Below are 21,201 nucleotides of genomic sequence, written 5' to 3'. Positions count from 1 at the left end.
TGTTACGTGACGTTACGAAGCACACGATTCACATTCGTCGACTTCAACAGTCGTCGAACGCGTGTAGTAGATTGATTTCATTCCGAGTGACCACGCCTCAAGGTGCATCGCCAACATTTCGGTCGCCTTCACGTCGTTTTTGACGTATAGGTTGAAGCTGATCGCTTGGTCGATGTGACGCTGACGGGCCGCGTTTTGACGGATGCTCCAGAGCTGGTCGACTTCGAACGCTGATTTATAGAACCAGTTCGTCTCCGGGTTGAGGTCAGGGACCGTCACCGGGATCTTATAGTTTTTCTTCTCTTCCGAGTAGACCTTCTTATAGATTGGATCAATCGAGGCGGTGCTGCCGGCGATAATGGCCGTCGACGAGTTCGGTGCGACCGCCATCATGTAGGCGTTGCGGACACCGTTTTGATGAACCGCTTCCGCGAGGCCGTCCCAATCGAGTTCATCGTGTGAGCGGTAGTTACGGCGTTTGAAGTACTCACCCGTATGCCACTCCGATCCTTCGAAGACACCGAATGCGCCTTTTTCTTTAGCTAATTCCATTGACGCTTGAATCGTGAGGTAAGCAATCTTCTCATATAGCTTTTCCGCGTACTGAACGGCGTCGACCGATTCCCAACGGATGCCTTCGAGGGCGAGCAGGTGATGCCAACCGAACGTTCCGAGTCCGACGGCGCGGTATTTTTGGTTTGTGATCATCGCTTGCGGTACTTCGATTGTATTCAAGTCGATGACGTTGTCGAGCATCCGCATTTGAATCGGGATCAGTCGTTCGAGCACATCTGACTTCACGGCCCGGGCGAGGGCGATCGAGCTCAAGTTACAGACGACGAAGTCACCAGGTGTTTTCGTGATGACGATTTTTCCGTCCGCTGTGTACTCTTCGTCGATCGTCGTCGGTGACATGTTTTGCGCGATCTCTGAACAGAGGTTCGAGCTGTAGATCATGCCGGCGTGTTTGTTCGGGTTAGCGCGGTTCACGGCGTCACGGAAGAACATGTATGGGGTTCCTGTCTCGAGCTGTGAACGCATGTAGCGTTTGACGAGGTCGATGGCCGGTACCGTTACGCGCGAAAGCTCCGGCGTATTGACACACGCCATGTATTTCTCAGTGAACGAACCACCATTTTCCGTCTCATCGTAGAAGTCTTCAAGGCTGAAGCCCATGACCGTACGAATTTCGTGCGGGTCGAACAAGTGCCAGTCGCCACGTGCTTCGACCGTACGCATGAACAAGTCGGGCAAGCAGACGCCTGTGAACAAGTCATGAGTCCGAAGGCGCTCGTCCCCGTTGTTCAATTTCGCATCGAGGAACTCAAAGATGTCCTTATGCCAAATGTCGAGGTAGACGGCGATCGAGCCTTGGCGCATGCCGAGCTGGTCGACCGAGACGGCCGTGTTGTTCAGTTGCTTCATCCAAGGGAGCGCGCCGCTCGAGACGCCTTTGAAGCCTTTGATGTCGCTGCCGCGTGAGCGGATCTTGCCGAGATAGACGCCGATTCCGCCGCCGCCTTTCGAGAGCGTGGCCACATCTGTGTTCGAGTCGTAGATGCCGCGGAGCGAGTCGTCGACCGTGTCGATGAAACATGAGCTGAGCTGCCCGTACGATTTCCCGGCGTTCGAGAGCGTCGGTGTAGCAACCGTCATATAGAGGTTCGATAGTGCCCAATACGCTTCTTCGACGAGTTTCACGCGTTGGTCAGCGTTCTCTTTTTGCATGAGCGTCATGGCGATGACCATGAACCGCTCTTGCGGCAACTCGTACAAGTTTTTGACGTGGTCGCGGCCGAGGTAACGGTCTGCTAACGTCCGGAGACCGATGTATGTGAACATGCGGTCACGTGACGGGTCAATCAACGTCTCCAAGTAGGCGATGTCTTCTTTCGAGTACGTATCGAGTAGTGCCGAGGTGAAGATGCCTTTTGTCGTGAGCGTCTCAATCATTGGATAGAGAGCGCCGTAACGCATCGAGGCGTCATAACCGCGGTTACGGGCCGCTTCTAAATAGAGGCGGTTTAAGTACATTTCTGTGGCGACGAACGTCCAGTCCGGCTCTTCAGCCTTCAACATATCGAGGGCGTGCATCGTCAAGAGTTCATATACTACATCTTGTGTCAGTGTCTTTCCTTCGAGCGCCCGGACGGCTCGTTCTTCGTATCGTTCGACACTAAGCTGTGGGTAGCGTTGTTTTAATGATTGGATCAATGTCGAGACGTCAGTAAGTGTTGGCGCAGCAGCCAACATCGTCTCGTGATGGATAGGGGATGTCAAAACGATCACTCCTTCTTCGGATGTAGATATTATAAAGGTATAGCGGAACTTGTCCGATTCGACGTCAATGATGGATGAACGTGATAAATATCCGTTAACTATATATTGACGTTTTCTTGTCTTTTTAATCATAAATCACCTATATTTAGTTTTGCAATCTTGACATTCGGCAAACTGTCGACGCCTAGATTACTTTTACTCAAAAACGGCGCTATCATCCGATTTGAGATGAGATATGAGATAGAAAAAAATTAAATTGACGTTTGCGTGAGAACGCGTGCAATTTTATGTAAGCGGTCAATCATGAACCGGATGTCCAAATAAACGATAAATTCATTGGATTTCGTCCTATCTTCTATTCATTTTATGATTTGAGCGATTACTATATATAGTGACGACTGTTTTTTCAAAACGAGGGAAATTCGAACGCTCACTAGCATCGAATTGAAAAGTGAGGTAGATTGAGGGAGTACGATTTGAAATCAAGGTAAAAAGAAGGGTTTAACAAATGAGAGCAGAAGACTTATTATTAGCATGGGACCCACTCGGTTACGGGCTTGGGTCGTATGGACCAGAGTTTGACGATATCGCCTTGGCGCTCATTCACGTCGATTCGATCGATCAATTGGATGACGTGATTCGACAGATCTTGACAGACGCTTTTGGCGACTGTCCAAGTGAACCGGAAACACGGGCCATGGCGGCACGACTACTCGCGTCTTCAGAATCTTGTCAACTATAAGGGGGAACCACGATGTTACGTATCGATCCAACACCGAATCCAAATGCAATGAAAATTACACTTCCTGAGAACGTCTTCGGCGCGAAAAGCCAAAGCGTGAAAGCCGGTGAAGAGACGGACCAACCGCTCCTCGCGAAACTCGTCGCCATCGAAGGCGTCGAGAGCGTATTCGCCTATGGCGATTTCGTCACGGTATCGAAAGAAAACGGCGTCAGCTGGGAAGCCATCTTGCCGCACGTCGAAACTGCTTACCGCGGATGAACCCGCTCGTTTCCATCGTCATCCCGGTCCATTCGCGGGAGACGGAACTGACGGAACTGCTCGAATGTCTGGTCGTCCAGACGTTCGGGGAGTTCGAAGTACTTGTGATCAATAATGACGGGCCGCCAAAGCAGCATCTTTTGGCGCCTTTTTTGAATCGATTATCGATTCGATATATCGATCTTGGCGAGAATCATCACGTCAAAGCCCGCAATCGCGGCGTACAGGAAGCGAGCGGCGACTATATCCTGTTGCTCGACGATGATGATTTACTCATGCCGACCCATATCGAACAAGCGCTCGAGGACATCCGTTCGGCCGACCTCGTCTTCACGGACGCGGAACTGTTCCGCTTTACGTGGGAAGATGGGCGCCGTCGCGTCACCGACTGGGAGGCATTCGCCTACGCCCTCGATTTGGAGCGACTTCGCCAAGACTCGACGTTTATCCCGTCCGGTACGCTCTATCGAAAACAGCTCCACGAGACGATTGGATCGTTCGACGAGGACGTCTATAACTACTGGGATTGGGATTTCATTCTACGTGTCAGTGAGGTCGGGACGATTCGTCATCCGGCCCGCGCGACGGTGCTCTATGCGTTCAATGGCACCGACAACTTGTCGGCCAAACAAGACGAGACGCGCCGTCGTTACTTTGATCGGTTCTGTCACAAGCACGGTTTGGTCAATATGGAAATGAAGAACTTCCATATCGTCCAAGCCGAACGACGGGACTATGTGAGACAGACAGAGAGAACGTTCACAGGGGCGTTCCCCGGTAGAACGGAAGGAGAATAACTATGTATACATCGAAAGAACTAGAACTGCTCGAGCTGCTCGAAGAGAAAGGCTACCTCGAGACGAAACTGTTGGCGAACTTGCTCGCGACCGACGAGGCGACTGTCGAGGCGATGCTCGAGAAGTTCAAGGCGGACGGCATCTTGCTCGGCTTCCGGGCGATGGTCAACTGGCAAAAAATCAATCGCCACGATGTCACGGCGTTCATCGACGTCAAAGTCACTCCGAAACGGGGTCGTGGTTTCGATGAGGTCGCGGAACGCATTTATCGCTTCCCGGAAGTGACGGCGCTCTATTTGATGTCAGGGGCTTACGACCTGCAAGTCGTCATTCGGGCGAACTCGCTTCAAGACGTCGCGTCGTTCGTTTCGGACAAATTGTCACCGCTTGACTCGGTCGTCTCGACGACGACGCACTTCAAATTGAAGACGTATAAGCATGATGGCATTTTATTCACCCCACAAGTCGAAGACAAACGGTTGAATATTACGCCATGAAGTCACTATCCCAACAAGTCGTCTCAATGAAGCCGTCCGGCATTCGCCGATTCTTCGATTTGGCGCAAACGATGGAAAACGTCGTCTCTCTCGGGGTGGGAGAGCCGGATTTCATCACGCCGTGGAACGTGCGCGAGGCGAGCTATGCGGCGCTCGAGCAAGGCTACACGGCCTATAGCGCGAACGCCGGTCTCCTCGAGTTACGTCAAGAAATCGCTGGTTACATGGCGGACCGGTTCGGGGCGACATATGACCCGGCCACGGAACTGATCGTCACGACGGGCGCGTCGCAGGCGCTCGATATCGCCTTCCGGGCTCTCCTCAACCCAGGTGACGAGGTCATCGTCGTTGAACCGGCTTTCGTCTCGTACGGGCCGCTCATCGAGCTCGCCGGCGGGACGGTCGTCCCGGTCGCCTGTCGTCCGGAGAACGGGTTCCGTCTGAACCGGGAAGACGTCGAAGCGGCGATCACGGAGCGCACGAAAGCGATGCTCCTCTGCTTCCCGTCAAACCCGACCGGAGCGACGATGACGGGTGAAGAACTCACCGAGATTGCGGAACTCGCGACGAAACATGACCTTTGGGTCGTCAGTGATGAAATTTACGCCGAACTGTCATATGACGAGCCGTTCACAAGCTTTGCGACGCTTCATGACATGCGCGAGCGGACAATCGTCGTCAACGGGTTCTCGAAGGCGTTCGCGATGACAGGCTGGCGGCTCGGGTTCACATGTGCGCCGGAAGTCGTAACACGGGAGATGCTCAAAGTTCATCAGTACGGCATGATGTGTGCCCCGACGCTCGTTCAGTTCGGCGGTCTCGAGGCACTGAAGAGCCGCGACCAGCATGTACCGAAGATGGTGAAGAGCTATCGGCAGCGCCGTAACTACTTCATCCAGGCCCTCAATGACGCCGGGTTACCGACGCACGTACCGGGTGGGGCGTTCTACGCCTTCCCATCGATTCGCCATACCGGATTGACGAGCGAAGAGTTCGCCGAGCGTCTCTTGCTCGAGGAACGGGTCGCGGTCGTGCCGGGCAACGCCTTCGGCGCGAGCGGTGAAGGCTTCGTCCGGGCTAGTTACGCAACGTCGGTCGAACAATTACAAGAAGCGATTCGTCGCATTGATCGGTTCATGAAACAGTTCGAAGTGACGACGACAGTGACAGACTCTCAGCGATGAGGGTCTGTTTTACGTTTTAGTGGTATAATAGATGGGAAAAGACGAGCGAGGTGAGGTCATTGGAACGAGTGGATTTTGTAGCAATCGGATGTGGCCCGTACAATCTCGGCTTGATGGCGCTCAGCGAATCGACCAAATTGACGGGGATATGTTTTGAAGAGCGGACCGACTTCAAGTGGCATGAAGGAATGTTGCTCGAAGCGGCGACGATGCAGACGCATTATTTATATGACCTTGTGACGCTCGCCGACCCGACGAGCCGGCACAGTTATTTGAACTACTTGAAGCAGGCGGGCCGACTGCAGACGTTCATCGTCCAAGAGAGCCCGACGATTCCCCGGACAGAGTTCAATCGCTATTTGCAGGCGATCGCTGCCTCGCTCGACACAATCAAGTTCTCGCACCGGGTCGTCGACGTCCGTCCGGCACAGGAAGGCTTCCTCGTCACGGTCGCGACGCCTAAAGGCGAAGAGACGCTATCGTCGCGACACGTCGTCATCGGGACCGGGGCCGAACCGCTCATCCCAGAGGCGTTCCAAGACGTCATCCATACGAGCTCGTATCGAATGGAGCGGGAACGATTGCTTGAAAAGGACCGCATCGTCGTCATCGGCAGCGGGCAGAGCGCGGCGGAGGTGTATCTCGATTTATTGAGTCGATCCGATAAAACGCGGCAACAAATCGATTGGGTGACGCGCTCGGACGTGTTCGAGTCGCTCGAGAGCGGCAAACTCGGGGAAGAAATCTTCAGCTTGTCGTATGTCGAGTATTTCAATCGATTACCGTACGCGGAACGTGAGCAACTTGGGAAGTCGTTCGAACGATTCCGCAATGGCGTCAACCCAGAGACGCTCCGTGCCATCTATGGGGCGTTATATCATCGGACGGCGGACGGGACGGACCAAGCGACGAACTTGTGTACCCAAATCGAAATCGAGCGCGTATCGCACTCATCGAGCTATATGGTCGAAGGGACTCAGCAGCATAGCGGTGAATCGTTCACGAACGAATATGATGCGGTCGTGGCGGCGACCGGGTATCGACCGCGGATTCCGGAGTGGGTCGAACGATTTGACATCGAATGGGAAGCGGAACGACTATGGCGCGTCAACAACCGCTATCAAATCGCGACGGAGACTCGGTTAACCGGCAGTCTGTTCACCCATACGAACTTGGAACATTCGCACGGGCCGGCGGCAACGAATTTAGGGATGGCCGTATATCGGAACGCGATTATGTTGAATGAAATGGTAGGGGAGACGGTGTTTGAGGTGGCCGCACAGCGACCGTTTACAAGCTTTTGAACAAAAAAAGGGCTAGGCGTTAGCCTAGCGGAATCAGGGGGGAATACTTGAAGTCTTGCTTGATTTGTATTTACCCGACCCGTCGACTTTGAAACACGAAAATAATCCCAAATAATCTTTTTTACTAATTTGTACACTTTATCGAAAAAAGTATGTTATAGTAAGTTGATGAATTTAGCATAGGAGTGTTTGTAATGGCAAAATACGAAAAAGATCAAGTTTTAAAAGGTAAAGTAACAGGAATCCAACCTTTCGGTGCGTTCGTCGCACTCGACGACGAGACTCAAGGTCTTGTCCACATCTCTGAAATCTCACACGACTACGTGAAAGACGTGAACGAGTACGTTCAAGTCGGTCAAGAAGTTGAAGTGAAAATTCTTGATGTTGATGAAGCATCTAAGAAAATCAAGCTTTCAATGAAAGCGACACAAGAAGCTCCAAAACGCGAGAAGTCGGCTAAGCCAGCTCGTCGTGGCGCACCACGCCGCAACGAAGCTTCAAACTTCAAGCAAGAAGAAGCTCCAGGATTCACTGTCCTCAAGGACAAGCTCGAAGACTGGATCAAAAACACGAACTTCAAGAAGTAAGTGATTGAGACGACCTGCCATGTGCAGGTCGTCTTTTTTTTGTACAGGAAATGTCCCGCTCGTTCACGAACAGTACAGAAAAGGAGTGAGGACCATGAGAATCGGAATCATCGGTACGGGTGGAATTGCCAAGACTGCCCATATCCCGCAATACATCGCGGCAGGGGCCGACGTCGTCGCCGTCATGAATCGGACGCGAGAGCGCGGGGAAGCGGTGGCTGAACAGTTTGGAATCAAACGGGTGTATGAGACGGTCGAAGAGATGCTCGTCACAGAACAACTCGATGCGGTCAGTGTATGTACGCCGAACGCGCTCCACAAAGCGCAAGTCATCGCCGCACTCGAGGCAGGATGTCACGTCCTCTGTGAGAAGCCACCGGCCATCTCGGCCCGTGAGGCGAACGAGATGCTAGAAGCGGCCCGGAAGGCAGAGCGGACGCTGCATTACGGATTCCATTACCGGCACCGGTCGGACACACAACTATTGAAACGGATGATCGATGCCGGGGAACTCGGTCATGTCTATGCGGCGACGGCCCTTGCCCTGCGGCGTCGTGGTATCCCGGGATGGGGCGTGTTCACGGATAAGGAACTGCAAGGAGGCGGTGCACTGCTTGATATCGGGGTACATATGCTCGACCTCGCCTTGTATTTGATGGATTATCCGAAGCCGGTCGATGTCATCGGTCACGTCGGTCAATACCTCGGCACACGGCCTGGTGTCGGGCTGATGGGTGATTGGGACGCGGAGGCGTTCTCGGTCGAAGACACGGCCCGGGCGATGGTCACGTTCGACAACGGAGCATCTTTGTTTTTAGACGCGAGTTTCATGGCCAATGTCGAGGCGGCGGACACGATGCGGGTCGAACTACGGGGCACGACGGGCGGGGCGTCGCTCTTTCCTCTCCAACTCCATACGGAAGAGCATGGCGCCTTATTCGATAAATCACCGGCCCATCTGACGCTCCAAGATCCGTACGCCAGTCAGATTCGCACGTTCCTCGAGGCTTGTCGGCACGAGCCATCGTACCTGCAAGCGGAACAGGCGGTGACGCTCCATACGATCATCGACCGCATCTACGCTCAGGCCTGATTGCTTTTCAATCATAAAAAACAGGGTATATAGTGTAGGTGTTACATATTTTCGAAGGAGGATGAAACATGCACAACTTTGAATACAAGAACCCGACGAAACTTATTTTCGGGACACATCAGATTGAAAAACTCGCGAGCGAGTTGAAGGCGCTTGACGCCAAGAAAGTGATGCTCGTCTATGGAGGCGGGAGCATCAAAAAGAACGGCACGTACGATGAAGTCGTGGCGGAACTGAACAACGCCTCGATCGATTTCGTCGACTTCTCAGGCGTCGAGCCGAACCCGCGCATCGAGACGGTACGTCGTGCCGTCAAACAAGCGCGTGAAGAAAACATCGACGCATTGCTCGCAGTCGGCGGCGGTTCGGTCATCGATTGCACGAAACTCATCTCGGCGGCCATCCCGTATGAAGGCGACGCTTGGGACATCGTGCTCCGTGACCACATCCCGACGGAAGCGGTCCCGTTCGGTACGGTGCTCACGCTCGCGGCGACCGGTTCTGAGATGAACTCAGGTTCGGTCATCACGAACTGGGAGACACAAGAGAAGTACGGCTGGGGTCACCCGCTCGTCTATCCGACGTTCTCGATCCTCGACCCACGTTACACGGTATCAGTGCCAAAAGACCAAACGATTTACGGCATCGTCGACATGATGAGCCACTGTTTCGAGCAGTACTTCCACCCGAACCATGCGCCGGTTCAAGAGCGGATGACGGAAGGCGTATTGAAAGCGGTCGTCGAATCGGCAACGAAACTCATCGCCGATTTAGAAAATGTCGACTTGCGCGCCATCATCTTGTTCTCAGGTACGATCGCCTTGAACGGTGTGCTCCAAATGGGTGCCTCGGGCGACTGGGCATCGCACAACATCGAACATGCGGTCTCGGCTGTCCATGACATCCCGCATGCAGGCGGACTCGCGATCCTGTTCCCGCGCTGGATGGAACATGTACTCGATGAAGACAATGCAGCACGTTTCGCACGCTTAGGCACAGAAGTGTTCAACGTCGAACCGGCTGACACAGATTTGGAAACGGCGAAGCGTACGATTGCAGCCGTTCGTGCCTTCTTCGATGAGCTCGGCGCGCCAAGCTCGCTCCGTGACTATGACATCGACGAGTCGACGTTCGACGCCATCTTGGATTCGGCGATGAAACGCGGGGCGTTCGGTCGCTTCCGCACACTCGAACGTGAAGACGTGGCAGCGATTCTTGAGTTGAGCAAATAAGGCGATTTGATGCCTATTTTGCAATAATGATTGAACGAATCCGACGTTTCCGTTTATGATGGGTCATGTATGGCTCTTCAAGGAGCGATTTAAAGGAGGAAATGACATGTCAACTGTACGTTTCGATTATTCAAACGCCCTGTCTTTCGTCGGGGAACATGAAGTCGATCAATTGCAAGAAACCGTGAAAGCAATGCATTCGGTCATCCATGACCGCAGCGGGGCAGGTAGCGATTTCCTTGGGTGGGTCGACCTCCCAACAAACTACGATACGGATGAGTTTGCCCGCATCAAAGCGGCCGCGGAACGAATCCGTGAGAACTCGGACGTCCTCGTCGTCGTCGGGATCGGTGGATCATACCTCGGCGCACGCGCGGCCATCGAGATGCTTCAACATTCATTCTTCAACGTATTGTCAAAAGAAGAGCGCAACGCGCCACAAGTCTTCTTCGCAGGTCACAACATCTCGTCTACTTATTTGACGGAGTTGCTCCAGGTGCTCGAAGGCAAAGACGTCTCGGTCAACGTCATCTCGAAATCGGGAACGACGACAGAGCCGGCGATCGCGTTCCGTGTCTTGAAACAATTCATGGAAGACAAGTATGGTCAAGACGGTGCTCGTGAGCGCATCTATGCGACGACAGACCGTGCCCGTGGCGCCTTGAAGACGCTTGCGGATGCGGAAGGCTACGAGACGTTCGTCATCCCGGATGACGTCGGAGGCCGCTTCTCGGTCCTCACACCGGTCGGACTCCTTCCGATCGCTGCGGCAGGCATCGACATCGATGCCCTCATGGAAGGTGCACGCGACGCACAAAACGCCTATTCGTCACCAGAGCTCTCTGAGAACGAGGCGTACCAATATGCGGTCGTCCGTAACGCCTTGTATGCGAAAGGCAAGTCGATCGAGTTGCTCGTCAACTACGAACCGGCCTTGCACTACGTGTCGGAGTGGTGGAAACAGCTTTACGGCGAATCAGAAGGAAAAGACAACAAAGGGATCTTCCCGGCGGCTGTCGACTTCTCAACTGACCTCCACTCGATGGGACAATACATCCAAGAAGGTCGTCGTGACTTGTTCGAGACGGTCATCCGTGTCACGAACGTCCGTCACGCGATGAACGTGCCAGAAGACGCGCAAGATCTCGACGGCTTGAACTTCCTCGCCGGCGAAACGATCCAATTCGTGAACGACAAAGCGGCTGAAGGAACACTCCTTGCCCACACGGACGGAGAGGTACCGAACCTCGTTGTCGAATTGCCAGAGATGACGCCGTACCACCTCGGTTACTTGTTCTACTTCTTCGAGAAGGCATGCGCGATGAGCGGATACATTCTCGGGGTGAACCCGTTCAACCAACCGGGCGTCGAAGCGTATAAAGCGAACATGTTCGCGTTGCTTGGAAAACCAGGTTACGAAGAACAAAAAGCTGAGCTTGAAAAGCGCTTGAACCAATAATTTCGAGTAGGTCCGCTCCGGCGGGCCTATTTTTTTGTTTGAAACTAGTGGAAGACAAGGTAAAGTGAGAGTAGACAGGGGAAAGAAAGGGATGGACTATGTTGACATTCACGGACTACTATCACAATAAAGTCGAGTTGAGCTTCGCGCACTATCCATTTTCGGATACGCCGCTCCACGTCTGGGTCGTCGCCCGCTATGAGAATCAATGGGTGCTGACGAAGCATAAGCAACGCGGACTCGAGTTCCCGGGTGGAAAAGTTGAGCCCGGCGAACATGAGGATGATGCCGCGATTCGGGAAGTGTATGAAGAGACGGGCGGTGTCGTGAAGACGCTGCACTATCTCGGACAATACCGCGTGCTCGGGCGCGGGGACACGGTCATCAAAAATATTTACTTTGCCGAGATCGAGCGCTTCGATGACCATCCGGCCGTCGATGAGACCGACGGCGCCGTGCTCATGAAAGAACTGCCAACGAATCTGCTCCGGAACAACCGGTACAGTTTCATGATGAAAGACCGGGTGCTCCCGGAAACGATGAAGGTGCTACATGAAAAACGAATGGTTTGACCGGATCGAGGTCCTCCCTCCATATGCCGGTTATGCGGTCCACCGTGGCTGGTACGCGACGCGCGATGGTGAGGATGTCGTCGCCTATACGATCACGCCGACGCGACCGAACGGGCACGTCCTGTTTTATTTGCGCGGCGGAACAGGACGCATCGGGGACGTGCGCTTGCCCCGGTTGATGCAGTTCGCGGCCAAAGGCTTCCACGTCGTGGCGCCTGTTTACCGTGGTAACCATGGGGGGAGCGGGAAAGAAGACTTCGGCGGGGCCGATTTAGAGGATGTCTTGTCTCTTTATGATCGCGTCCATCGAACGGACACGCTCATTCATGCCCTTGGCTTCTCGCGCGGAGGCATGATGGCGTTGTCGCTCGCCGCGGAGCGGCCGCTCACGTCCGTGACGTCATGGGCGGGTGTCACCAATTTGGAATGGACGTACGAAGAGCAACGCTCGATGCGGAAAATGCTCCGCCGTATGATCGGGGGTGACCCGGAAGCGGCTCGTGAGGCGTATGTGGAGCGTTCACCCCTCTACAAGGACTGGGAGGCCCCGACGTTATTGATTCACGGGACAGACGACGAGCAAGTGCGGCTCCGTCATGCGACAGCCGTGGCCGAACGGATGGGGGAGCGGGCCGAACTTTGGATCGTCCCGTTCGCTCATCAACTCCCGTTTTGGGAAAAGTGGAAGACGACCGATGAGGCGATGGACTGGATGTTAGCCGTCGCACCAAAAAAATGACTAGCGCCTAAACCAGGCGCTAGTCATTTTTTATTACACGATGATTGGGCCGGCTGCGACGACCGCCTCACTCGCTTTCGTGAATCGTTTGAAGTTGTCTTGGAACTTACAGGCGAGCGCTGCCGCCTCGGCGTCGTAGCGGGCCCCGTCTTTCCATGTGCCCCGTGGGTTGAGCACGTCGTCTGGCACCCCGTCGATGTGGCGTGGAATCTCGACGTTGAAGATGTCATGGCGCGTCGTCTCGACGTCACGCAATTTCCCGTTGACGGCCGCGTTCACCATCGCCCGTGTATAGGCGAGCTTCATCCGCGATCCTTCGCCGTATGCGCCGCCGGTCCAACCGGTATTGACGAGATAGACGTCGACGTCATGTTTCTCGATCAACGTGCCGAGCATGTCGGCGTAGCGTTCAGGTGCGAGCGGCAAGAACGGTGACCCGAAACATGTCGAGAAGGTCGCCTGAGGCTCCGTCACGCCGCGCTCCGTGCCGGCTAGCTTCGACGTATAGCCTGACAAGAAGTGATACATCGCCTGCTCCTTCGTCAATTTGCTGATTGGAGGCAGGACGCCGTATGCGTCGGCCGTCAAGAAGACGATCGTGTTCGGATGACCGGCTCGTGACGGAAGCATCGCGTTATCGATAAATTGAATCGGGTAGGCGGCCCGTGTGTTCTCAGTGAGTGAGATGTTCTTGTAGTCTGGTGCCCGTTCCTCGTCCAAGACGACGTTCTCAATCAACGAGCCAAATCGAATGGCATCGTAGATTTGAGGTTCGTTCTCACGCGACAAGTTGATCGTCTTCGCGTAGCAACCGCCTTCAATGTTGAAGACGCCGTCAGGAGACCAACCATGCTCGTCGTCCCCGATTAAATGACGTTCTGTGTCGGCCGATAGCGTCGTCTTTCCGGTACCCGATAGCCCGAAGAAGAGAGCCGTCTCGCCGGCGTCCGATACGTTCGCCGAGCAATGCATCGACAAGACATGCTGTTCCGGTAACAGGAAGTTCATGACTGAAAAAATCGATTTTTTAATTTCGCCGCCGTATTCTGTTCCCCCGATCAGAATGGTCCGTTTGGCGAATGAGACGAGAATGAACGTTTCGGAGTTCGTCCCGTCGACTTCCGGATCGGCCTTATAGCTCGGTGCATAGATGACCGTGAACGGATCAAAGGCACCTTGTGTCGGCCATTCGCGCAAGAACAACTGTTTCGCGAACAAGTTGTGCCACGCGTATTCTGTGATGGCCCGCACTGGAAGCGTATAATGCTCGTCAGCCCCGGCAGACGCCTCGAGATAATAGAGCTTGTCTTTCGTCTCGAGATGCGTGAGCACTTTATCGAGCAGTGCCGTGAACTTCTCTTCTGCGATCGGTTGGTTGACCGGACCCCAGTCTACTAAATGATTGCTGACTTCATCTTGCACGACGAATTTGTCTTTCGGTGACCGTCCTGTGAATTTACCTGTACTGACCGATAAAGCCCCGTCTTTCGTCAGTACGCCTTCCCCGTTGCGAATGGCTTCTTCCACCAATTCTGGAACCGTTAAGTTCCGCATCATGTCGGCACCTTTAATTAATTCTTCGATTTTCAGGAGCGTTGTCGCCATCCTGAATCCCACCTTTCCCCTAAATAGATGTGGATGAAATCCGCATACTTCCGCGTTTGATTAGTATGACGTTTTTATTATATGTGACATACTAATCAAAAACAAGCCTTTTTTACCCTTTAAAGTAAGCGCTTTCTTACACTGTCATTCTAACATATTCTGTACCAGGTCATAGTACAAAATCGAAAACCGACAAAAAAATGTTTGATATTTCACAAACATAACTATTGCGAGTTCGTGAAAAGTTTTACGAATTCAGTCGATACGCTTGACAGAACGGGGTGTCATTTATATGATGGTCTTCGTAACGGATACTCTTATTCTGAGCGGTGGAGGGAACAAGGCCCTACGAAGCCCAGCAACCGTCCGATTTGTCATTGTTATTCGGAAAAGGTGCTATCCTGAAGCGAAGCGCAAGCTTCGAACGATAAGAGGGTAAGGAAGAACGATTCAACCTTTCCCATTGAACATGGCGAAAGGTTTTTTTCATTACCGTCCCAAAGCAACGCGTAAGGGGAACGAGTACCGTCCACACATCACCCTTATTATAGGAGGTTTTTCGAAATGGCAAACTTGAACCGTCGACTTTTCACTTCGGAGTCCGTCACGGAAGGACATCCGGATAAAATTTGTGACCAAATCTCAGATGCGATTTTGGATGCGATTTTAGCTGAAGATCCAAACGCCCGCGTTGCGGCTGAGACATCTGTCACGACAGGTCTCGTGCTCGTAGCAGGTGAGATCACAACATCAACTTACGTGGATATCCCGAAAGTTGTTCGTGAAACAGTTCGTGAGATCGGCTACACACGTGCAAAATATGGTTTTGATGCAGAGACTTGTGCTGTCCTCACATCGATTGATGAGCAATCGGTAGACATCGCCCAAGGTGTCGACCAAGCGCTTGAAGCTCGTGAAGGACAAATGACTGAAGAAGAAATCGATGCGATCGGCGCTGGTGACCAAGGTCTCATGTTCGGTTACGCAACAAAAGAGACACCAGAACTCATGCCGCTCCCGATTTCACTCGCGCACAAATTGTCACGTCGTTTGGCAGAAGTTCGTAAGAACGGCACGCTCGCTTACCTTCGTCCTGATGGTAAGACACAAGTGACGGTCGAATACGACGAAGCGAACAACCCGGTTCGCATCGACACAATCGTCATCTCGACGCAACACGCCGAAGACATCACACTCGAACAAATCCAAGCTGATTTGAAAGAGCACGTCATCGACGCGGTCATCCCGTCTGAACTTATCGACGCGGATACAAAATACTTCATCAACCCGACTGGCCGTTTCGTCATCGGTGGACCACAAGGGGATGCAGGCCTTACAGGACGTAAAATCATCGTCGATACGTACGGTGGTTACGCTCGCCACGGCGGCGGCGCGTTCTCAGGTAAAGATCCAACCAAAGTTGACCGTTCAGCGGCGTACGCGGCTCGTTACGTAGCGAAAAACCTCGTTGCAGCGGGACTTGCTGACAAAGCAGAAGTTCAACTTGCTTACGCGATCGGCGTTGCCCACCCGGTATCGATCGCAGTCGACACGTTCGGCACAGGCAAATTGAGCGAGACTGAGCTCGTCGAACTCGTTCGCGAGAACTTCGACCTCCGTCCGGCCGGCATCATCAAGATGCTCGACCTTCGCCGTCCAATCTACAAGCAGACAGCAGCTTACGGCCACTTCGGTCGTACAGACGTTGAACTCCCATGGGAGCAAACGGATAAAGCGGCAGTGCTTGAAGAAGGCGCGAAACGCTTCGCATAAGACAGTAAAAACGACCTTTCTCAGCGAAAGGTCGTTTTTTTGTTAGGCTTGTGTTTTGTTGTCATTCGATGATTCGTTATTGCTTGATGACGTGTCGGATGAAGTTTCTTGCCCGAGCGCCGTATCTTTCGCATCGACGACTTTCTCGCCGATCGATTGAAGATCTGACTTCGCTTCTTGCGCCGTGCCGACGACTTTGTTCACGTCTTCTTTGACCGTGTCGACTTCACCAGCGACTTTCTCGTATACGTTTTGAACGTCAGTGGCAACTTCTTGGATGATTCCAGAAGCTGATTTCACTTGGTCGATGACTTGTGAGGCCTTTCCGGCTGGGTCTTGTTTGACTGTATCGACGAGACCGCCGACCGACGATTTCGCGCTCGAGAACGATTGTTTCGTGTTCTCACGGTTCGACGTGCTAAGTAAGGCGAGCAGACCGCCGACGAGGGCGCCGAGGAGCATCCCGGTCACGACGGTGATTTTAGGGCCACCTGCATTTGCTTGGTCAAACTGACGATTTGGATTGTTGGCTTGCTCTAGTTTTGGATCATGTTGTAGTTTCGGTTCCATAGTAACACTCCTTTTTGTAAGTTGGCATTGATACTCTTATACCCGAGTCAAAATGGAAAATAACGTCTTCCTTCATTTCGACATCAAAAAGTAATGAGCGGGCAGGATATTTTTTTGCTGATGGGGAATGATACTACTAGATTGGCCAAAAGGGGGATGCCGTTATGAAGATCAGGGAAGCCGTACCAGAAGATGCCGCCACCATCCGCGATATTGCGCTCGCAACGGTCAGTGAACAAGACGAGGTTCGTTCAAAAGTAATGGAACGGGCTTATCAGCAAGAAGAGATCGTCCGCGCCATCAGTTCAAGCGAGGAAGCGAAAGAGCAGTTGTTCATTGTCGGTGAAGCCGAAGGCGACGTCATCGGGTTCTATCATGCGATCGACCGCGGGGATACGTGGGAAGTGCTCCGGCTCTATCTTCATCCGACCCATCACCGACAAGGTCTCGGAACGGCCTTATTGTCTCATCTGCGCGAACGTAAAGTTCAACCAATCGAACTGTACGTCGAGAGTTCGAACGAGCAGGCGATCGCCTTTTTGAACCATGAGGCGTTCATCGAATTGAATCGGATTCAAGAGGAAGTGTACGACCAACCGATGGAACTGATTCATTTGCGCTATGACCCGAGCTAAGACCCTAGACGGATTTTCTGACAAACATCAGTCTCGGCTGATGTTTTTTGTTAGTATAAAAACATGGACATAATAAAATGAGGTGACAGTATGACATACGAAGAAGAATCACGAAAAGGGGTCATCGTGATCGTCTATCCGCTCCAGTTCACGTCACGCTTGAGCGAGGCGTTTTTAGGACGGTTACGTGACGAATATGAAGTTCTCGTCGTGACCGGACAGACGGTCGGCTTGACGGCGGAAGACCATAAGCTGTTAATCAAGAACACGCTACGCGAGGCGAGCCAGTACAAACTGCCGATTCACGTCATCGCCTTCAGTCTCGGGGCGTTGTTAACGAACCGATTGCTCCAGGAATACGATGTGCCGCTCGGCAGTTTGACGTATATCTCACCCTTGTTCGATTGGCATCCGTCCCGCCAAATCGGCGGATTGAAACAAGTCGTCGCGAGTGCGGTCGACCGTTTCCGTCCGGATTTGCCGCTCGGCATGATGACGTTCATGGGTGCAGGCGAAGAGTCCTCCCGCTTCGGTGAGATCACCTACGGGCAATACCGGGAAATCGAGGAAGAGATCGTCGAGCACCAAGAAGAGAAGAAACATTTGCCGCGCCTCCCACTCGCTTGCTTCTATGCGCCGGACGACCGCTTCGCCGATGTGAAGCTGACGCTCAACGTCTGTCGAAAAATCGGCGGCGATCAAGTGTACATCCGCCGGCTCGAAGGCTTCCCGCATTTCGGCTATGAACGACTGAACACGAAGTTCGCGGAGACGCTCATCACGTTTTATGAATTGATTCGAGAATGACAAAACAGGCGACTCGCTCGAGTCGCCTGTTTTCATGCACGTTTTTCAATCGCCACGATGAACGGGGGATGATTGATTTGATTGATGAAGCCGTAACGGAGGACGCCGGCCCGCTTTTGGTCGAGTGCCTCGACGTAGGCGAGTACCTCGTCGCGCTCGATTTTGCCGCTATCATGGCCATGATAGATGACGACGACGATGACACCACCGACGGCCATGACGTCGAGCAGTTGCTCGAGGGCGTCGATGGTCGTATTGCCCGTCGTCGTGACCGACTTGTCGCTTCCCGGTAAATAACCGAGGTTGAACACGGCGGCTGTGATCGGGCGTGTCTCGTCCGCTACAATTTCTCGGACGGTGTCGTGGCTGTCGTGGATGACAGTGACGCGGTCCGTCAATGCTGCTTCCTCGATGCGAATGCGTGTCGCCTCGACCGCCGCTGCTTGGACATCAAACGCGTAGACGTGTCCCGTCGCCTCGACGAGTTCGGCTAAAAACAATGTATCGTGCCCGTTGCCGGCCGTCATATCGATGGCGACGGCACCAGGTGTGACGTGTTCACGGAGTAGGTACTTCGCGAACGGTAAGACTCTCATTAATCCCATGGCTCTCATCCTTCTTTTTTCCTTGGAAGGAATCACGACGCACCAGTTCGGCATCGATGGCGTTCAAGACGGCCATCTTGTGCCGGCTCCACGTCGGACCGATCAACAGATCCGGTGGCCCGTCACCGGTCAACCGATGGATGACGATCTCGGGTGGTAACGTCTCAAGCTGGTCGCAGACGAGGGAGACGTAAGTCGTCTCGTCCATGAGCTCGAGCAATCCTTTTTCGTACTGACGGGCGAGTGGCGTGTGCTTCAAGACGTGGAGCAAATGGATCTTGATTCCTTGTATGTCCATTTTAGCAACTTCTCGCGCCGTGTCGAGCATCATCTCTGTCGTCTCGCCAGGGAGACCGTTAATGATATGGACAACCACGTTTATATTGCGTCGGCGGAGCTTGGCGAGACCTTCGAGGAACGTCTTGTAGTCATGGCCACGATTGATTTTTTTCGCTGTCACATCGTGAATCGTCTGTAGGCCGAGTTCGATCGTGAGGGACGTCCGCTCATTCAACTCGGCGAGATAGTCGACGACGTCGTCCGGCAGACAGTCCGGCCGGGTCGCAATCGATAGACCGACGACACCTTCCTCTTTAAGGGCAGGCTCGAACAATTCCCGGAGCCGGGCGACGGGGGCATACGTGTTGCTGAACGCTTGGAAGTAAGCGATGTAGCGGGCTTCTTTCCACTTTCGATGCAACCGAGCTTTCACTTCGGCAAATTGGACCGGGATCGGATCGCAGGCGTTGCCGGCAAAATCACCGCTGCCGTCGTCCGAACAGAACGTACAGCCGCCCTTCGAGACGAGCCCGTCCCGGTTCGGACAAGTGAAAGCGCCGTCGAGCGGTACCTTGAACACTTTCCCGCCGAACTCACGGCGATATGCTTCATTTAATTTGTGGTATCTGGCGTCACCAAATGGATGTTGCATGAATATCCTCTCCTTCTTTGCTCATGCTATCACAAGCTTTCCTCGTGTTTACTTCATAATAAGTAATTTTTCTTGACAGTTATGGGGCGTTCCGTTAGCTTGGAGAAGGACTTATTCTTGATTCGGCCGTCGTGCCGAATTTTTATCGTTAAACGGGAATGAAAGGAGTAACTGGTATGAACAATAAAATGCCGATTTCGGTATGGATTTTGGTCATTGCGATGGCGCTCAATACAACGGCGGCGTCTTTTTTATGGCCATTTAACACACTCTATATAAATGGATATTTAGGCGAATCGATGACGCTCGCAGGGATTGCCCTCCTCGTCAACTCGGCGCTCGCCATCGCTGGGAACTATATCGGGGGCACGCTGTTTGACCGGATTGGCGGGAAGCGGACGCTCATCCTCGCGGTCGGGCTGTTGCTCGCGAGCTCGCTCGGCTTCTTGTTGTTTCATGCCACATTCCTCGGTTACTTGGGCTGGCTTGGATTGATTGGGTTTTCGGGTGGCCTCGTCTTCCCGACCGTGTACGCGTTCGCCGGCTTGATTTGGCCGGAAGGCGGACGCCGTTCGTTCAACGCGATCTATGTTGCTCAAAACGTCGGGGTCGCCCTCGGGACGGCGATGAGCGGGCAAATCGCGCGCATCGACATCGAGTGGATCTTTTACGCGAACTTCTTCTTATCGGTCTTGTTCGTCGTCGTCCTCTTATTCGGGCTCCGTTATTTGAAAGACCCGGCCCGTCCGGTCGTCCAATCGCAGCTTGAGGCTGCGGCGACGACGTTGTCCGGCGCGACGATGAAATCGATGTGGTTCGTCGCCATCGGTTACGCGGCCCTTTGGTTCGTTTACGTGCAGTGGCAAGGCACGATCGCTGTCCATTCGAAAGACCTCGGCGTGACAATCAGCCAGTATTCGCTCCTTTGGACGGTGAACGGCGCCTTGATCGTGTTCGCTCAACCGCTCCTCAACCGGGCCCTTCGTTACTTTGAAGACGATTTGAAGAAACAACTCATCGTTGGCGCCGTTATTTTCCTCGCCGCCTTCGCGGTCGTTCCGTTCGCGGGGGGCTTTACGATGTTCATGGTCGCGATGGTCGTCATGACGATCGGGGAGATGTTCATTTGGCCGGCCGTTCCGACGATTGCCGCGAAACTCGCACCGCCGGGGAAAGCAGGACAGTTCCAAGGACTCGTCAATATCGCGGCCTCGGTCGGTCGGATGATCGGCCCGACCTTATCGGGCCTCGTCTATGACGTATTCGGCATCGGTGCCGTCTTCACAATGCTATTCTTGCTCACGGCCATCGCGCTCGCGTTCTTCATTTTCATGAAAGACATCCGAGTGCCTGAAAAATCAAGTTGACGCTCTAAAACAGATTGGGCTAAAATGAACGAGTGAGATCATACACATGCGTAGAAGAGGAATAGTATCGTGACGTCTGTATTTGTAGAGAGCCGGTGGGTGGTGTGAACCGGTATATGGACTGCGAGAACTCGCCTTGGAGCAGTTCGCCTGAACAAACA

Annotated in this window: 21 protein-coding genes, 1 riboswitch and 1 other annotated feature (1 of these 23 cut by a window edge); of the genes, 16 read left to right on the top strand and 5 right to left on the bottom strand. The window is 53.4% G+C overall.

The genetic code is table 11. The features are described 5' to 3' along the window. Positions 1-12 precede the first annotated feature (12 nt). Entirely contained in the window at positions 13-2,280 is a 2,268-nt protein-coding gene (locus AC13H5_RS10245) for a ribonucleoside-diphosphate reductase subunit alpha (RefSeq protein WP_034778347.1), read from the bottom strand. Between the two features lie 508 nt (positions 2,281-2,788). Between AC13H5_RS10245 and AC13H5_RS10240 the strand changes: the two genes are divergently transcribed. The 12 genes from AC13H5_RS10240 to AC13H5_RS10185 all read left to right on the top strand — a co-directional run bounded on the left by AC13H5_RS10240 (position 2,789) and on the right by AC13H5_RS10185 (position 12,747). Continuing rightward, entirely contained in the window at positions 2,789-3,022 is a 234-nt protein-coding gene (locus AC13H5_RS10240) for a DUF1871 family protein (protein WP_034778345.1), read from the top strand. A 12-nt stretch (positions 3,023-3,034) separates the two neighbouring features. Then, positions 3,035-3,283: a NifU N-terminal domain-containing protein gene (locus AC13H5_RS10235; protein WP_034778343.1), complete on the top strand. Its 249-nt coding sequence runs from the start codon at positions 3,035-3,037 to the stop codon at positions 3,281-3,283. Beyond that, positions 3,280-4,080, top strand: coding sequence for a glycosyltransferase family 2 protein (locus AC13H5_RS10230; RefSeq protein WP_214753014.1), 801 nt, complete (start codon positions 3,280-3,282; stop codon positions 4,078-4,080). Before AC13H5_RS10235 ends, AC13H5_RS10230 begins: the two co-directional genes overlap by 4 nt. Before the next feature lie 2 nt (positions 4,081-4,082). Further along, a complete protein-coding gene (locus AC13H5_RS10225; protein WP_021065542.1) occupies positions 4,083-4,577 on the top strand; it encodes an Lrp/AsnC family transcriptional regulator in 495 nt (164 codons plus the stop codon). Further along, positions 4,574-5,761: an aminotransferase gene (locus tag AC13H5_RS10220; RefSeq protein WP_138859141.1), complete on the top strand. Its 1,188-nt coding sequence runs from the start codon at positions 4,574-4,576 to the stop codon at positions 5,759-5,761. The genes AC13H5_RS10225 and AC13H5_RS10220 overlap by 4 nt, the downstream gene beginning before the upstream one ends. Before the next feature lie 68 nt (positions 5,762-5,829). Next, positions 5,830-7,065 (top strand): lysine N(6)-hydroxylase/L-ornithine N(5)-oxygenase family protein, encoded by a 1,236-nt coding sequence (locus AC13H5_RS10215; RefSeq protein WP_483546554.1) that lies wholly within the window; start codon positions 5,830-5,832, stop codon positions 7,063-7,065. Between the two features lie 194 nt (positions 7,066-7,259). After that, positions 7,260-7,652, top strand: a complete 393-nt coding sequence (gene yugI / locus AC13H5_RS10210) for a S1 domain-containing post-transcriptional regulator GSP13 (protein WP_016509788.1) — start codon at positions 7,260-7,262, stop codon at positions 7,650-7,652. Between the two features lie 94 nt (positions 7,653-7,746). Continuing rightward, a complete protein-coding gene (locus AC13H5_RS10205; RefSeq protein WP_483545681.1) occupies positions 7,747-8,745 on the top strand; it encodes a Gfo/Idh/MocA family protein in 999 nt (332 codons plus the stop codon). A 68-nt stretch (positions 8,746-8,813) separates the two neighbouring features. Continuing rightward, complete coding sequence (locus AC13H5_RS10200; protein ID WP_483545680.1) at positions 8,814-9,977, top strand: iron-containing alcohol dehydrogenase; 1,164 nt, start codon at positions 8,814-8,816, stop codon at positions 9,975-9,977. Positions 9,978-10,083: 106 nt separating this feature from the next. Beyond that, positions 10,084-11,436, top strand: coding sequence for a glucose-6-phosphate isomerase (locus tag AC13H5_RS10195; RefSeq protein ID WP_034778329.1), 1,353 nt, complete (start codon positions 10,084-10,086; stop codon positions 11,434-11,436). 98 nt (positions 11,437-11,534) lie between these two features. Then, positions 11,535-12,008, top strand: a complete 474-nt coding sequence (gene ytkD, locus AC13H5_RS10190) for an RNA deprotection pyrophosphohydrolase (protein ID WP_034778327.1) — start codon at positions 11,535-11,537, stop codon at positions 12,006-12,008. Further along, on the top strand, positions 11,989-12,747 hold the full coding sequence (locus AC13H5_RS10185) for an alpha/beta hydrolase family protein (protein WP_483545679.1): 759 nt from the start codon (positions 11,989-11,991) through the stop codon (positions 12,745-12,747). Before ytkD ends, AC13H5_RS10185 begins: the two co-directional genes overlap by 20 nt. 33 nt (positions 12,748-12,780) lie before the next feature. On the opposite strand, the gene pckA is transcribed toward AC13H5_RS10185, so the two are convergent. Further along, positions 12,781-14,352 carry a phosphoenolpyruvate carboxykinase (ATP) gene (gene pckA / locus AC13H5_RS10180; RefSeq protein WP_483545678.1) on the bottom strand — a complete coding sequence of 524 codons (1,572 nt, stop codon included), beginning with the start codon at positions 14,350-14,352 and terminating at the stop codon, positions 12,781-12,783. A gap of 314 nt (positions 14,353-14,666) precedes the next feature. After that, a riboswitch (SAM riboswitch) is annotated at positions 14,667-14,786 on the top strand. A 130-nt stretch (positions 14,787-14,916) separates the two neighbouring features. On the opposite strand from pckA, the gene metK reads away from it, so the two are divergent. Continuing rightward, the gene (metK, locus tag AC13H5_RS10175; RefSeq protein WP_138859148.1) at positions 14,917-16,125 is read left to right on the top strand and encodes a methionine adenosyltransferase; all 1,209 of its coding nucleotides are present in this window, start codon (positions 14,917-14,919) and stop codon (positions 16,123-16,125) included. A 42-nt stretch (positions 16,126-16,167) separates the two neighbouring features. Here the strand turns inward: metK and AC13H5_RS10170 are convergent, their stop codons facing one another. After that, complete coding sequence (locus tag AC13H5_RS10170) at positions 16,168-16,695, bottom strand: hypothetical protein (protein WP_138859149.1); 528 nt, start codon at positions 16,693-16,695, stop codon at positions 16,168-16,170. A 164-nt stretch (positions 16,696-16,859) separates the two neighbouring features. On the opposite strand from AC13H5_RS10170, the gene AC13H5_RS10165 reads away from it, so the two are divergent. Together AC13H5_RS10165 and AC13H5_RS10160 are read left to right on the top strand one after the other, a co-directional pair. Then, positions 16,860-17,330: a GNAT family N-acetyltransferase gene (locus AC13H5_RS10165; RefSeq protein ID WP_034778317.1), complete on the top strand. Its 471-nt coding sequence runs from the start codon at positions 16,860-16,862 to the stop codon at positions 17,328-17,330. 90 nt (positions 17,331-17,420) lie between these two features. Next, positions 17,421-18,137: an alpha/beta fold hydrolase gene (locus tag AC13H5_RS10160; protein ID WP_034778316.1), complete on the top strand. Its 717-nt coding sequence runs from the start codon at positions 17,421-17,423 to the stop codon at positions 18,135-18,137. Between the two features lie 32 nt (positions 18,138-18,169). On the opposite strand, the gene mnmM is transcribed toward AC13H5_RS10160, so the two are convergent. Further along, a complete protein-coding gene (gene mnmM, locus AC13H5_RS10155; RefSeq protein WP_034778311.1) occupies positions 18,170-18,742 on the bottom strand; it encodes a tRNA 5-(aminomethyl)-2-thiouridylate-methyltransferase MnmM in 573 nt (190 codons plus the stop codon). After that, entirely contained in the window at positions 18,696-19,673 is a 978-nt protein-coding gene (gene mnmL, locus AC13H5_RS10150) for a tRNA modification radical SAM protein MnmL/YtqA (RefSeq protein ID WP_483545677.1), read from the bottom strand. Before mnmL ends, mnmM begins: the two co-directional genes overlap by 47 nt. A 176-nt stretch (positions 19,674-19,849) precedes the next feature. On the opposite strand from mnmL, the gene AC13H5_RS10145 reads away from it, so the two are divergent. Further along, complete coding sequence (locus AC13H5_RS10145) at positions 19,850-21,040, top strand: MDR family MFS transporter (protein WP_214797304.1); 1,191 nt, start codon at positions 19,850-19,852, stop codon at positions 21,038-21,040. Positions 21,041-21,082: 42 nt separating this feature from the next. Then, positions 21,083-21,201, top strand: a binding site (T-box leader) (it continues 100 nt past the right edge of the window).

The organism is Exiguobacterium sp. FD-YE-25-4 (assembly GCF_057004685.1).
Note: the sequence above shows the minus strand (reverse complement) of the source record. Positions and strands in the feature narration are given on the sequence as shown.